This window comes from Mucilaginibacter koreensis, assembly GCF_054783355.1.
Window position 1 is genome coordinate 2,704,423 of record NZ_BAAGQS010000001.1, and the last position, 14,133, is coordinate 2,718,555.

15 protein-coding genes are annotated in these 14,133 nt (G+C 43.2%); all 15 read left to right on the forward strand.

The window, feature by feature from the left end:
- Positions 1-23: 23 nt before the first annotated feature.
- The 15 genes from ACYVNW_RS12265 (at position 24) to ACYVNW_RS12335 (ending at position 13,926) form a co-directional block, all read left to right on the forward strand.
- A complete protein-coding gene (locus ACYVNW_RS12265; RefSeq protein ID WP_460680160.1) occupies positions 24-764 on the forward strand; it encodes a class I SAM-dependent methyltransferase in 741 nt (246 codons plus the stop codon).
- The gene (locus tag ACYVNW_RS12270) at positions 745-1,662 is read left to right on the forward strand and encodes a glycosyltransferase family 2 protein (RefSeq protein ID WP_460680161.1); all 918 of its coding nucleotides are present in this window, start codon (positions 745-747) and stop codon (positions 1,660-1,662) included. Before ACYVNW_RS12265 ends, ACYVNW_RS12270 begins: the two co-directional genes overlap by 20 nt.
- 19 nt (positions 1,663-1,681) lie before the next feature.
- Positions 1,682-2,887 (forward strand): glycosyltransferase family 4 protein, encoded by a 1,206-nt coding sequence (locus tag ACYVNW_RS12275; protein ID WP_460680162.1) that lies wholly within the window; start codon positions 1,682-1,684, stop codon positions 2,885-2,887.
- On the forward strand, positions 2,880-3,836 hold the full coding sequence (locus ACYVNW_RS12280; protein ID WP_460680163.1) for a glycosyltransferase family 2 protein: 957 nt from the start codon (positions 2,880-2,882) through the stop codon (positions 3,834-3,836). The genes ACYVNW_RS12275 and ACYVNW_RS12280 overlap by 8 nt, the downstream gene beginning before the upstream one ends.
- Before the next feature lie 64 nt (positions 3,837-3,900).
- Positions 3,901-4,386 (forward strand): acyltransferase, encoded by a 486-nt coding sequence (locus tag ACYVNW_RS12285; RefSeq protein ID WP_460680164.1) that lies wholly within the window; start codon positions 3,901-3,903, stop codon positions 4,384-4,386.
- Positions 4,379-5,287 (forward strand): glycosyltransferase, encoded by a 909-nt coding sequence (locus tag ACYVNW_RS12290; protein ID WP_460680165.1) that lies wholly within the window; start codon positions 4,379-4,381, stop codon positions 5,285-5,287. The genes ACYVNW_RS12285 and ACYVNW_RS12290 overlap by 8 nt, the downstream gene beginning before the upstream one ends.
- Positions 5,277-6,134 carry a hypothetical protein gene (locus tag ACYVNW_RS12295; RefSeq protein ID WP_460680166.1) on the forward strand — a complete coding sequence of 286 codons (858 nt, stop codon included), beginning with the start codon at positions 5,277-5,279 and terminating at the stop codon, positions 6,132-6,134. Before ACYVNW_RS12290 ends, ACYVNW_RS12295 begins: the two co-directional genes overlap by 11 nt.
- Before the next feature lie 3 nt (positions 6,135-6,137).
- Positions 6,138-7,058, forward strand: coding sequence for a hypothetical protein (locus ACYVNW_RS12300; protein ID WP_460680167.1), 921 nt, complete (start codon positions 6,138-6,140; stop codon positions 7,056-7,058).
- Positions 7,055-7,843: a glycosyltransferase gene (locus ACYVNW_RS12305; protein WP_460680168.1), complete on the forward strand. Its 789-nt coding sequence runs from the start codon at positions 7,055-7,057 to the stop codon at positions 7,841-7,843. Before ACYVNW_RS12300 ends, ACYVNW_RS12305 begins: the two co-directional genes overlap by 4 nt.
- Positions 7,836-8,780: a glycosyltransferase family 2 protein gene (locus ACYVNW_RS12310; protein ID WP_460680169.1), complete on the forward strand. Its 945-nt coding sequence runs from the start codon at positions 7,836-7,838 to the stop codon at positions 8,778-8,780. The genes ACYVNW_RS12305 and ACYVNW_RS12310 overlap by 8 nt, the downstream gene beginning before the upstream one ends.
- Entirely contained in the window at positions 8,780-9,766 is a 987-nt protein-coding gene (locus ACYVNW_RS12315; RefSeq protein WP_460680170.1) for a glycosyltransferase family 2 protein, read from the forward strand. The genes ACYVNW_RS12310 and ACYVNW_RS12315 overlap by 1 nt, the downstream gene beginning before the upstream one ends.
- A complete protein-coding gene (locus tag ACYVNW_RS12320) occupies positions 9,753-10,967 on the forward strand; it encodes a glycosyltransferase family protein (RefSeq protein WP_460680171.1) in 1,215 nt (404 codons plus the stop codon). Before ACYVNW_RS12315 ends, ACYVNW_RS12320 begins: the two co-directional genes overlap by 14 nt.
- Complete coding sequence (locus tag ACYVNW_RS12325) at positions 10,957-11,919, forward strand: hypothetical protein (RefSeq protein WP_460680172.1); 963 nt, start codon at positions 10,957-10,959, stop codon at positions 11,917-11,919. Before ACYVNW_RS12320 ends, ACYVNW_RS12325 begins: the two co-directional genes overlap by 11 nt.
- A gap of 4 nt (positions 11,920-11,923) precedes the next feature.
- Complete coding sequence (locus ACYVNW_RS12330; protein ID WP_460680173.1) at positions 11,924-12,646, forward strand: hypothetical protein; 723 nt, start codon at positions 11,924-11,926, stop codon at positions 12,644-12,646.
- Entirely contained in the window at positions 12,646-13,926 is a 1,281-nt protein-coding gene (locus tag ACYVNW_RS12335) for a glycosyltransferase (protein WP_460680174.1), read from the forward strand. The genes ACYVNW_RS12330 and ACYVNW_RS12335 overlap by 1 nt, the downstream gene beginning before the upstream one ends.
- The last annotated feature ends 207 nt before the right edge of the window (positions 13,927-14,133 follow it).

The following is a 14,133-nucleotide window of genomic DNA, read 5'->3' on the forward strand; positions in this document are numbered from 1 at the left end:
TATTTAGAAATAATGCAGACTAAATGAGAGAAGACCAATTAAGTCGCCTTAGCAGTACCGATATAAATTTGAATAATTCTTTATACCTGCATTATAAATCATATCATAAGGCATTATTTAGAGCATTTAACATTTATGCGAAAGGGCAATTATTAGATATCGGCTGTGGTAATAAACCTTATCACGAGGTACTTGCTGCACAAATTGAAAGTTATACAGGTTGTGATATTGCGCAATCCGATCAAACTGCAGTTGATATCATATGTCCGGCCAATAACATTCCTCTTGAAGATGGCATTTTTGATACCGTCATTTCTACCCAAACTATTGAGCATGTAGAAGATCACCAGGGTTTAATTAATGAAGCTTATCGCCTGCTTAAAAACGGAGGATACTGTATCATCAGCGGCCCCATGTATTGGCCATTGCACGAGGAACCTTATGACTTTTTCAGGATTACAAAACATGGGTTCAGGTATTTATTAGAGCGAAGTGGGTTTACTGTGCTGGAAATCAATGCCAATGGCGGCAAATGGGCTGTTGCAGGGCAGGCATTAATTCATGCGGTATATCCTACATTATTAAACATAAAAGGCTTTAAAGGTAAAGTAATTAAAACCCTGTTCAGAGTATCAGGAGGTGTGAAGACCATTAATAAATTATTTGACTATATAGACAATAAGGCGATTGATACCACCAATACCATGAATTATGTGGTGATAGCTAAAAAAGCTGAAGCTTCAAATGAAAATCAGCCTGCCTGATCTCGTTTCATACAAAGAAATTCTTTTAAAAACGGGTATTAGTTATCCCTTACCGCTTGTTACAAATTTTGCAGCAAGCGGCCTGTTAGATCAGCTTCCCAAACCTGCGCATCAAGGTACAGGATGGCCGTGGACAGAACAGGTGAATCAGGCCGTTTATACCGGGCAAACCTGGCCTAAAATTACTATTGTTACGCCATCCTATAATCAGGGGGCTTTTTTGGAGCAAACCATCCGTTCGGTACTATTACAAAACTATCCGAACCTTGAATATATCATCATGGATGGCGGCAGCACAGACGAATCTCGCCAGATATTGGACAAATATTCACAATGGCTAAGCTACTGGCATAGCGAGCGCGATCGGGGACAAAGCCATGCCATCAATATGGGTTTTGCCTTGGCCAGCGGAGATTATTACGCCTGGCTGAACAGCGATGACTATTACCTTCCGGAAACATTGGTAACGGTTGCCCAAAATTTTATCCAATCTAAGGCAGCGTTTTTATATGGGCACTCTTTGAACTATAACATTTACACTCATACTTTTACAGAAGTAAAGCCGGGCCGCTTGCTCGATTATTTTTTGCGTTTCCCTACTTTGGCTCAACCTTCCTGTTTCTGGAGTAAAAACATCCATCAGCCGCTTTGGGAAGAGTTGCATTGCTCACTTGATTATGAGTTGTGGCTACGCATTGTAAAAGGCAACAAGCGTAAGCGTATTAAGAAACCGTTGTCGGTAGCTAATGTACATGATGATGCCAAAACCCACGACCCTAAAATGGGTGAAAAATGGTCACATGATCATCAACTGATTTGTGCAGATGATGCGCACGGACCGGTAAAGGATTGGACTAAGCGGCAATTCTTATATAAAATTTTAAACCTTTTTCCGTAAGCTCTATCTTTTGAAAATAGTGTTCTGTGCACATGATGGTAAAAATGTAACCAATGGTATCAATGCCTGGCTGTTAGGGCTATTACCCGAATTTCAAAAAAAAGGATATGACATTCGCGTCTTATTTACCTCTTGGTTTCCAAAAGATGAATGCACAACTATAACTCAGTTAGAAGATAAAGGAATACCTTGTATAAAGGTTACCGGAAAACGCTATTCAGAATCAGAAGTTAAATGGATTTTAAAATTTGTTAAAAGAGAAAATCCTGATGTGGTGATTGTAAGTCATATTCTTCCTGCATTATTTGCAGGTAAATGGATAATTGGTGCAAACATTCCAACCGTGATGATTTTGCATAATGATGACCATGAGTATGATTTATTGACACAATATTTCATTCAAAAGCAAACACCTTTCACCCCTACCGCTACTGTGGCGGTTTCCAAGCATATAAAACAGAAACTACTCTCCTATCGCTATAATTCATTAATAAAAACTATACCCTACGGTTCAGCAATCCCTGAAATAAAAAGCAGCTTTAACCAAACACCGTTTAAAATACTTTATGCCGGCAGGCTGGTAAAACAGCAAAAGAACATTGATAACATTACAGAAGCTTTTTGCCGTATCACTGCCAAACTTACAAACGCCGAAGCCTGTATTTATGGTGCGGGAACCGATGAAAAGCTGGTGTATGATATTATAAACAAATTACAATGCAAGCATGTTCATGTAGGCGGCTTAATCAGCAATGCTGAATTGCAAAAGTTACTTCCCTCGTTTCAGGTTATTGTATTGATGTCTGATTATGAAGGATTGCCGGTAGCTTTAATTGAAGCAATGGCCAATGGTATTGTACCCGTAGTAAAACGAATCAACAGCGGATTGCCTGAACTTGTAATTGAAGGTGAAACCGGCTTGTATGCCAACAGTATAGATGAGGTGGTAAATAAAATATGCTATTTACACAGCAATCCAACTGTTTGGGAGCAATTATCAATAAATGCCAAGCACCATATTAAAACACATTACTCGAGAGAAATTGCGCTGCACAAATGGACAGAACTTTTTGAGCAGTTCCGGCCAGTCAACAAAAAGTCTATACAAATCCCTTATCGGGTAAAATTACCTTTACCGGTTTTATCACAACTGGGCGATAATAGAATGCCACCTTTTATAATCAGGTTGCTGCGCAGAATGAAAAGAACATTTGCCTTTGACTGATATTAACACATATGCTTTACTAGTTCCCTGTTATAATGCAGAGGCTTATATTGAAACGTTCTTACAAAACCTGTCAGCGCTTTCTGTCCCGTTTAACGAAGTATTGTTTTATGATGATGCCAGTACAGACCATACTGCGGAGTTGCTAAGCTCCAAAGGTTTTAAAGTTATCCGGGGCGAGGTTAACCGTGGGCCGGGTTACGCCCGCAACAGGCTGGCGGAAGCTGCTACCTGTAGCTACATTCATTTTCATGATATTGATGACGAAATAGTACCCGATTATATTTCAAAAGTTTCGGCAATAGCCAATGCGGGTAAATATGATGTAATTTTATGCAATGTTTACTGGATAGATGCTGTAACCCGGCAGCCGGTATTAAGCTGGCATTATTCAAATGAGCAGATACAGACATTGCCGCTGGCTTACGTAATTGAACACCCGATAGGCGGCATAAACGGCCTTTATAAACGCGATGTTTTTTTGCAGGCAGGAGGATTTGATGAAAATTACCGGATATGGGAGGATGCAGATATGCATGTACGCCTTGCGGAGCATGGCGCCCGTTTTTGTGTGATAGAAGAAGTGCTATCCGTTTCTTTACGATATTCCCATTCGGGTAGTACCAATCAAAAGCAAGGTTGGCTGAACAGGCTGCAATTATTATTACAGTATGAAAGCAGGTTTAACCATCCTTTGGTTCGTAAGGCAATTGGGCGTGAAGCCCAGCGTACCGCCGGCTCCTTCATAATGAGCAAAAATGATGATGCCGCTGCCTGCGCTATGCGCCTCAGTGAGCGCTGCAGTGTACCGGTGCCCAGCAGTCAGAATATGGCTTGGCGTGTACTTAAAGCAGTTTTACCACCGGTGCTTCGCATCAACATACGATTACTGCACCTGAAACTTGCATTCCGTAAAGTTCGAAAATCAAGCAATATAGCTTCATCTTAATTGAAACCCTTTGGTGCATAAAATACTTTCCTCCCTTTATATACTTGTTTTTAAGTGGCGGGGTGTGATAATCAACAAAGGTGTTAAAATTATGCCCGGTGCGTTTCTATCTAACGGATGGCTGAACGGCCAAAAAGGACAGGTAATTATTGGGCAGGGCTGTGAACTCTCCCGCGGAGTTATACTCAAAGCTTATGGCGGTAAAATAGAAATTGCAGCTCATACTTTTTTGGGTGAATACGTAACAGTATACGGGCACGGGGGGGTTACCATTGGCAGCCATACACTGATAGCCATGCACACTTGCATTGTAAGCTCCAATCATACCATACCCGGTAAAAATGCCCTCATACGTTCAATGGGCGATATCTTATTGCCGGTCCAGATTGGCGATGATGTTTGGATTGGTGCCGGGGTAAAAATATTAGGTGGCGTTACCATTGGCAATGGCGCCGTTATAGGAGCCGGATCGGTGGTTACAAAAGATATACCCGATTACGCAATTGCTATCGGAGTTCCTGCTAAAGTAACAGGCTACCGTAATGATTAGCATTTCTGTTATTATACCTACCTACAACCCCAAAGCGCACATTTTGAGGCGCACGCTGCAGGCGTTGAGGGAGCAAACCTTACCGCTGCAACATTGGGAACTGGTGATGGTAGATAACAATTCGGCTGATGCCATAGATGCTGATATCAGCTGGCATCTGCACAGCTGCATCATCCGCGAACCCAAGCCCGGGTTAACCAGTGCACGCCTGGCCGGTATCAAAGCTTCGGTAGGCAGTATTATAGTAATGGTGGACGATGATAATCTCCTCGATCACAATTATCTTAAAAATGCATTAGACATTTTCACCAGGCATCCGTTCATGGGTGCAGCCGGAGGCAAATCCATCCCTGATTTTGAAATACCTCCGCCTGCCTGGTTGAAAGAGTTTTATAATAACCTGGCGCTGCGTAACCCTGGTGAATATGAGTCAGTATCAAAATGGGATAACAAATATCCGGCTGATGCACCGATAGGTGCAGGTATGGTATTAAGGCGGCAGGCGCTCAAGACTTACATCAGTAAAAAACATACCATCTCAGACCGTAGCGGTAATGCACTTTCTTCGGGCGGCGACAATGATATGGTTATCGAAGCTTTAAAATCAGGCTGGCAGGTTGGCTATTTTCCATCATTATCACTTACTCATGTAATACCCGCAGCGCGCATGAGTGAGCATTACCTGGCAAACCTTATTCATCAAACCAATAAATCGTGGGTACAATTGCTGCATAGTCATCAAATCTGCCCCTGGCCTAATATATCGGCACTTTCATTACCATTCAGAAAAGCCAAGGCATGGTTTACCTACCGGGCCTGGAAAAAACCGATAGGCTATATTAAATGGCGTGGTGCATGCGGTTTATTTGATGGCCTTGCTTATTCTGTAAATGATAAATAAGCTAAAAGCATCATTGGCCTACCGCTTGCCGGCGCTATACAAGCTACTTTTGCAATACCGCTCTGTTACCATTGCTAAAGGCAAATCTTATAATGACACCCAAGTGGTAATGATGACCGGCAACAATCACCTTCTGATGACCAAGCTTGCTGTTGCTTCTATTGCTGACAACTGGTCTGTACTGCCCAAATTAATTATCAGTACGGATGGTAGTCTGAGTACAGAGGTAATCAGAAAAAATCTGGCCTTTTGGCCGGGTGAACTGCACGTGCTTGACTGGAAAGATACGGTTAGCTTTCATAAGGCACATGATCGCAAAGCATTACTAACCTATGCCGAAACTCAACCTTTCGGCAAAAAAATGGCGTTGATACTCCGTTTTGCTGCCAATGCGCCTGTGCTGTGGCTGGATAGCGACATCCTATTTTTTAACGATTTCGCCCCTTACCTACCCCAAAATGTGCAGAGCTTTTTTTGCGGCGGTTCAGAAGATTTTCAAAGAGCTTACCATCAGGCAGTACTTGATATATATCATACCACGCTGCCTGATCATTACTGTTTTAATGCCGGCATCTTATATGCATCGGGCGGCGACATTTACGAACGGTTTAACCTCGAAGAAACCTTAAACCGCATTCATCCCGCATATGACTTTTTAACCGAACAAACTATTTTTGCTTGCATTGCCCAAGCTTCGTTGGGTGTGCTATGGCCAAAAACCATCATCAAAAGTTTTCATGAAGATAACCAGCGGGTAAAACCCATGAATATCAACAATACGGTTGCACGCCATTACACCAGTAATGTGCGGCACCTTTTCTGGCGCGACGCGTTTTATCACTTATAGATTTTGCTGCAACAACTAATTGATGTACTTTTTCGCCACCCACGTTCAACCCTTAAGCGGTATAAGCGTTTTGGCGGCTTTTTCAGTTACCAGGCCATGTTAAAAGGTCAGCGGCAAATGCAGGCAGCAGCATTAAGGTTGCCGCCGGTTTATGCGGCTCCCGGTGGATTGCCGGTTTATATGCTTACCGGAAAAAAGTATTTATATCAAACCTTATTTTGTATCGAATCACTTGCAAAAGCCGGTGTTAATGAGTTTGAATATCATTTGGTAGATGACGGCACCTTTGATGAAACACTTATTCTGCAAATCAAGCTGCAACTGCCCGGAACAGTTATTCATACCGCAGCCGAAATCAATTCAAATATTGAACGTACAATACCTTCAGCAAAATTTCCGGTTATTCATTCAAAGCGCCGTGTATACCCTCACCTTAAAAAACTGAGCGATGTGCACACCATAGCGCCTTACGGCTGGAAACTAGTGATAGATGCTGATATGCTTTTTTGGAGCAAGCCGCAGGAAATGATTGATTGGCTTAAAGTGCCCGTCCGCCCTCTTTATATGCAGGATTGCCAAAACTCCTACGGTTACACAGAAGCGTTAATGCACGAACTCTGCGGAAGCACAATTGCTAATCAGCTTAACGTTGGAGTAATTGGGTTAAACAGCGCCATGATTAACTGGATGAACATTGAACACTGGATTGCCCGGCTGGAAGACCAGGAAGGTACAAACTATTATTTAGAGCAGGCATTAACGGCTATGCTGATTGGTAACCAAAACAGTGAGGTGCTGCCGTCGAAACAATACATAGTAAACCCTGATGATGAAAGCATAGCAAGCGGTTATGGCATTTTACATCACTACGTAGACCTGTCAAAACAAGGATATTTTAAAACAGCCTGGAAGAAAATTATATGAACCCTACTGTACAGTCGCTTTGGATTGGGAGCCAGTTATCAAATGTGGAGCGCTTATGCATTAAGTCGTTTCTTGACCATGGGCATCCCTTCCATTTATATGCCTACGAAGAAATTAAAAATCCACCCGCAGGTACTACAATTATAGATGCACGTACCATACTGCCCGAAAGCGCCATATTTCGCTACAAGGAAGGCTGGGGAGCAGGTTCAGTGTCGGGTTTTGCCGATATATTCCGGTTGCAGATGATTAAAAAAACTGGCGGCTGGTGGGTTGATATGGATATTATTTGCCTGAAACCGCTTGATTTTGAGCAGGAACTAATTTTTTGTTCAAGTTATGAAAGTGAATATGGATCACTGGTTAATAACTGCATTTTTCGTGCACCTCAAAACAGCCGGTTTATTACTTACTGTCTCGATGAGATTGATAAAATAGACCTTCAGAATATGAGCTTTGGCTTAGCAGGTCCGTTTCTGTTTCAACAAGGCGTAAAAGCATTACAACTTGAAGGTGCTGTAATGCCCTTTGACTATTTTAATCCTATAGGCTGGCGTAACGTCAACGAAATGATTTTAGGAAACGCCAACTTTAAAAGTAGGTTTAAAGAATCTCTTCGCCCAATACTCAAGCCGGCTACGCTTACTGGCAGGCGCATTACTAAAAACTCATATACCCTGCATTTGTGGAACGAAATCTGGAAATCATCAAATTTTGATAAGAATGGCCGCTACAGTTCTTCGTCGTTATTTGAAAAATTAAAACGCAAGCACGGTATTGATTAACCAGCCCTTAGTATCCGTTTGTATACCGGCCTTTAACGCGGCTAAATACATCGGGCAAACCTTAACCGCTATATGCAACCAGAACTACAGCAACTTAGAGGTGGTGGTGGTAAATGATGCCTCTACTGATAATACCCTTGAAGTTATTGCTGGTTTTGATGACGAACGGATAAAACTTTACGATACCTTAAACGCAGGGGCTGCCGTAGCCCGCAACATTGCCTATGCCAATTGCAGCGGCGACTACATCATTTTTTTTGATGCCGACGATTTAATGGAACCCGGCTTTGTTGCATCTCAGGTGCAGGCAATAGCCGGGCGCAACAATGTGGTGGTATTATCGGCATGGGGGCGGTTTTACGGTGATGATACTGCTGCTTTAAACATAGAGCCGCTGCCAGCTGCTGACATGAGTTTTAAAGAATGGATAAACCATTATTGGTATAACGCTAACCCCATGACCAATCCCGGGCGGGCATTAATTCCGAGGAAACTGATTGATGAAGCTGGCGGGTGGAATGAAGAACTGAGCCTGAATGATGACCTGGAGTTTTTCACACGGATATTTCTGAAGGCAGAATCACTCGTATTTAATCACAACGCTGCCCTTGCATACCGTTCAGGTGTAAAGGGCTTGTCGGGCGTAAAAAGCTACCCGGCTTATGTATCGTTATATCAATCCATTGCCCTAAGCGTAGATTTGGTGTTAACACATTATAAAAACGAGCCGGGTATTCAGCAAAGCTGCGCCAATATGTGGCAAAGTTTTATTTATGAGTTATATCCTAATTACCCACAGCTTGTTACCGATGCAGAAGCGCAGGTAAAAAAACTGGTCAGGCCAACGCTCGGGTTCCCATCTGGCGGAGTAACTAAAATTCTCTCCGGCATATTGGGCTGGAAAGCCGCTAAACGGTTAAAGCAAATGCTCAACTAATGCCGGCTTGCTGCAGAATTTATTTATTTACTTATAAACGAAACCGCTTGCTGAAGCGAGCGATTGACAGTCTGCTGGCTCAAACTTATACCAACTGGATTTGCGAACTGCATAATGATTGCCCCGACGATTCTTTTCCCGGCCAATATATCGCCTCACTGCACGATGACCGTTTCCTTTTAAAAAACCACCCGCAGAACCTCGGCCCAACCCAAAGCTTTAACCTCGCTTTTGCGGGTTGCGCCGAAAATTACGTCAGTATTCTGGAAGATGACAACTGGTGGGAACCCTCTTTTTTACAGGAGATGGTAAGTTTAATGAATAATAACCCTGATCTGGATGTGGCCTGGAGCAACATGCGGATTTGGAAAGAACAGCCCGACGGAAAATACCTTGATACCGGCTGTACTACATGGCCCATTGAAAACGGCATCCGGTTATTTAACTGGCCGCAACCGCAGCAGGCCATGGGTGCCTTGCATTCCAATAGCGCTTTAATATATCGTGCACACAAAGCGGCTGAATACCAAGCCCCGCCAAGCAGCGATTCCAGCGCTATTGAATTGATCAGGGAACGGGCTTTTAAATTTCCGATGGGCTTGCATGCCCAACCACTGGCTAATTTTTCAGACACCATTCATACCAGCCGTACCCAGGTAACATGGATCTGGACACTCAACCAGGTCATGGTACTCAACAGTTTCATTATCACTGCCCCCCATCCTGAAGATAGCTTTAAATCATCACTCGCCTGGTACCGCCGTCAGTCGCCCTCACCGGTTGCCAATTTTTTGCTGGCGGTTATGCTGTTAAATGTAAACAGCCATTTTTTAAAGCATTTTAATGTTAAAGACTGGATGGTGGCAGTTAAATGGCTATTAAAAAACGGGCGGCATCTATCTAAAATGAAACGCTATTTAAATGAGCATCAAACTGTAAATCAATTCCTCATGCAAGAAACGAGTAAAAGGTATGCCGCATCATAAACTGCATGTTTGTATTGTTACCCAGTCTCACCTCTGCCGCAACCCAAGGGTTTTAAAGGAAGCGACTACGCTTGCAACGGTTTACAAAGTAACTATAGTCACCAGCATATTTTCAAGTTATCTTTTCGAAAAAGATAGATCACTGATTGCCGCTTACCCCAATATCACGTTGCAGATTGTAAGCGACCTGACCCAGGCAGGCAGGCAGGCTTTTATAGATAGAGCTGTAAGAAGAGCAGCCGGCTGGATGAAGCGCACTTTGAATATCAATTCGGCACTTACCTTGGGTTATGGTGCTGGTCGCTATTATGCTGCTTGTTGTCAACTTAACGCCGATTTATATATCTGCCACCAGGAACTGGCCGCTCATATAAGTACTAAACTCATTAAGAAGGGTTACAAGGTGGGATTTGACCTGGAGGACTGGTATTCTGAAGATTTGTTACCGGCAGCACAAAAAGAACGCCCTCTTCAACTACTACGCAATGCCGAAGCCGCAGCATTAAATACGGCATCGTTTTGTTACACAACTTCACATGTGCTTGCCGAAAAGCTGACCGCAGTATATGGCGGCCGTAGGCCCGAAGTTATTTATAACGTATTTCCCTTACGGCAGGATCTTTTAAATAAACCAAAATCTTTCAATTCGCCACTAAAGCTGTTCTGGTTTTCGCAAACCATCGGACCGGGGCGAGGGTTGGAAAACTTTTTTACCTTGCTGAGGCATATCGATACCCCTCTTGAGGTGCATCTTTTGGGTAACATAACGCTTGCCTATACTCAACACTTAAAAGAACTGATTCCCCAACAGCATCAACTGAGCTTCCATAAGCTCGTTGAGGAGCAGCAACTGGCTGATAAAATTGCTTGTTTTGATATTGGCCTGGCGCTTGAACGCGATATGCCGCCGAGCCGGAATTATACCATTACCAATAAATTGTTCCAGTACATACAGGCTGGCTTACCGGTAATAGCCACCCAAACGGAGGGCCAGCAGGAGGCTTTTAAAACATTTTGCCCTGGGTTAATGCTATTGCAACAGGCCAGTGCTGATGATGTAAATAAACTCACTCAATGGCTTAATGACCTTGAACAGTTGCAAACTGCAAGGCTGAGCGCCATAGCTGCTGCCGGTATTTATAATTGGGAAAAAGAATCTGCCAGATTGTTAAAAATTGTACAATCAGCTATTGAAAAATAAAGCTACGCTACAAATTAACCTTGCGCCGGTTGATTATTTGCATGCCAGGGTTTTACTGAAACATCAGCTTAGCGCTTTGGCCGGGCAGGTTGATGAAGTACTATTGATTGTAGATACCCAACCTGCTCAAGGCAGGTTTGCAGAAGGCTGGAACACTTACAAAACGCAATTCGACCATTTTTTATCTGCCGAAATTGCAGCAGAATTTAAAGTGAGGATTGTACCGGTTGATTACTCAAAAACTGCAAAAGAAGCAGTAGCCCAGCTATTTTTTGGCACTACTTATATACCTGATAACGATTTTAGGGGCGGCCCCTTCTATGTTTACTTTTTCGGCCTTTGGCAGGCAAAAAACAATATTGTTTTCCATCTCGATTCTGACATCTTTTTAGGAGGCCAGAGCCAAAATTGGATTAACGAAGCAGTAAATTTTTTCGAGCAGGATGATCGGTGCTTGATTGTATCCCCCCTCCCCGGCCCGCCCCATCCTGACAAAGTGCTAAAAGGGCAATCAATAATTAGGCATATAGCGCCATATACCTATCAACTGGATGGCATGAGTACACGCCTGTTCATGATTGATAAGTTCAAATTCGAGAAAAGAAAGCTATCCCTGCATCAACCCTCATTGCGCAACCAGTTAAAGGCTGTAATAGAGGGCAATGCAAATGCCGATTTACCTGAACATATAATAGCTTCTTATATGCGTGCACATGGGTTAAAAAGAATTGACTTTTTGGGCAGTGGCGATGGGATGTGGTCATTGCATCCCCCTTATCGAACCCAAACATTTTACAGGCAGCTTCCAAACCTGATAGAGCGGATTATCAATAATGAGCTTCCGCTATCACAAAGGGGCTTTTATGATATTGTAGATGAGGTTTGCGATTGGACGGAGGCCCGCCAAAAGCTGAAACATAACCGCTGGTGGAAAAGAATATGGAACCGATAAAAAATTGAAAGAGAACACAATTGCGCTAATGGTTTCGGTGGGCAACCGCTGTCATATTACAGATATCACTTATCACCGGCTGTCGATGTGGGCGGCGTCGCACGGATATTCAAGCATGCTAATCAAAAAAGATTTATCTGAAGGTAAACTTGCGCCACATTTTAATAAACTTATTGCTCATCAAAGCGCACCTGGGTATCAGCGCTACATTATAGTTGATGACGATATTTTGTTTGGTACCAATTGTCCGCCAATGGAGGATGTACCGGCAGGGTATGTAGGCCTTTGCAAAGACCCAGTACAAACATTAACTACTGCTGCCCATATTAAATGGACCGGCAATACCGGTTTTATAGTGGCCGGCACCGATGCGCTGCGCCTGTTGGAAGAAGCTTACAGTAATGGAGAATACCCTTATAACTTTTGGGATGGGACAGGTAAGGGAATATGGGGTCCTCACGATCAGGCAGCACTAAATAATGTTGTCTTTAGCCATAACCGCGTTTTTAAATTAAACCAGCGTTGGAACTATCAGGCAATAGTAGCCCATTACAGCCGGCAAAATATTGGATGGCACAAATGGAAAGATAGCAAGTGGCACCGTTTATGGTATTATTTTTTACTGCTATTACCCTTTAGCAAAGCCAGGCGGCTAATAAACCAATGCTATGGCTTGCATTTAACCATGGGGTTGTACCCCAAGTTCTTCTCACGTATACACCTGTAGTGAAAAAGCTTCTCATTATATCCCCCTACTTTTCGCCGGTAAACGCTGCAGACATGCAACGGGTGCGGATGAGCTTACCTTATTTTGCGCAAAACGGATGGCAGGCCGAAGTAGTGATGGTAGATGCCGCCTATGCCGATATACCCCAAGATGACCTGTTACTGCAAAGCCTGCCGGAAGGTGCCGTGATTCATAAAGTTAAAGCACTGAATAAGTCTGTGACCTCAAAGTTTGGATTGGGGAGTATCGCATTGCGCTCGCTGCTGTATTACAAGAGCACAGTTAATAAGCTTTTGAGGAAACAGCAATATCATCTCATTTATTTTTCTACCACGCAGTTTCCGGTTTGCATATTAGGGGCGTACTGGAAGAAAAAATTTGGCATCCCCTATGTGATTGACATGCAGGACCCCTGGCATTCTGAATATTACCAGGACAAACCTAAACATCAGCGTCCGCCCAAATATTGGTTCTCGTACAGGATAAATAAATTGATGGAGCCTATTGCCATGAATAAGGCTGATGGGCTGATCAGTGTATCGCCTGATTATATTACAGACCTGCAAGAGCGCTATCCTGCAACTCGAAACGTCCCTTCGGCTGTTATTCCCTTTGGCGCATTTTACCGCGATATGGAAATTGCAAATTACAACCGCAACAAGTTTGAGCGGTTGCTGAATCCGGACCATATCAATGTAGTATACATTGGCCGTGGGGGCACAGACATGCACAAGGCCATTGCGCCGGTATTTTCAGCATTAAAGCAAGGGTTGCATGATAACCCGCAACGATATCGAAAAATAAAATTTTACTTTATCGGTACCAGCTATGCAGCAGCAACCCAGGGTAAACCCAGCATTTCCCCTCTGGCCGAACAATACGGCGTTGAAAAGCATGTAACGGAAATTACTGATAGGATCAGTTTTTATCATTCCCTCATTACCCTCCAGCAAGCCGATGCATTATTTATACCAGGCTCTGATGATCCTAAATATACCGCATCAAAACTGTACCCTTATTTGCTGACCCAAAAGCCTTTATTAACTATATTTAATCCGGCCAGCCCGGCAATGAAGATATTAGCTGAGTATGGGGTAAAGCACGCATATAGTTATGATCAGATCAGCATGGTAGATGTGTTTAAATTTTTTGAAGCAGTTACCGGGCATCAGGCATCTCAACCTGAATATAATGTTGATGCTATACATAAATATTCGGCACAACAGCTAACCCGGCTGCAATGCGAGTTGCTCGGCCTTGTGACAGATGGAGAAACTTAAACGTACGCTCGGATTCCTGTTCCAGCATCCGCTGGCAAAAAAGCATCCTTTCAAGGCACTTTTTCGCCTGTTGTGGTGGCAATTACAGAACATAGTAACCCCAATCGTTTCAAAACAAAGCCATATATTGGAAAGGTACGATTTAAGGCACGCAAAGGGCTAACCGGAATTACAGGCAATATTTACACAGGGTTACATGAGTTTAAC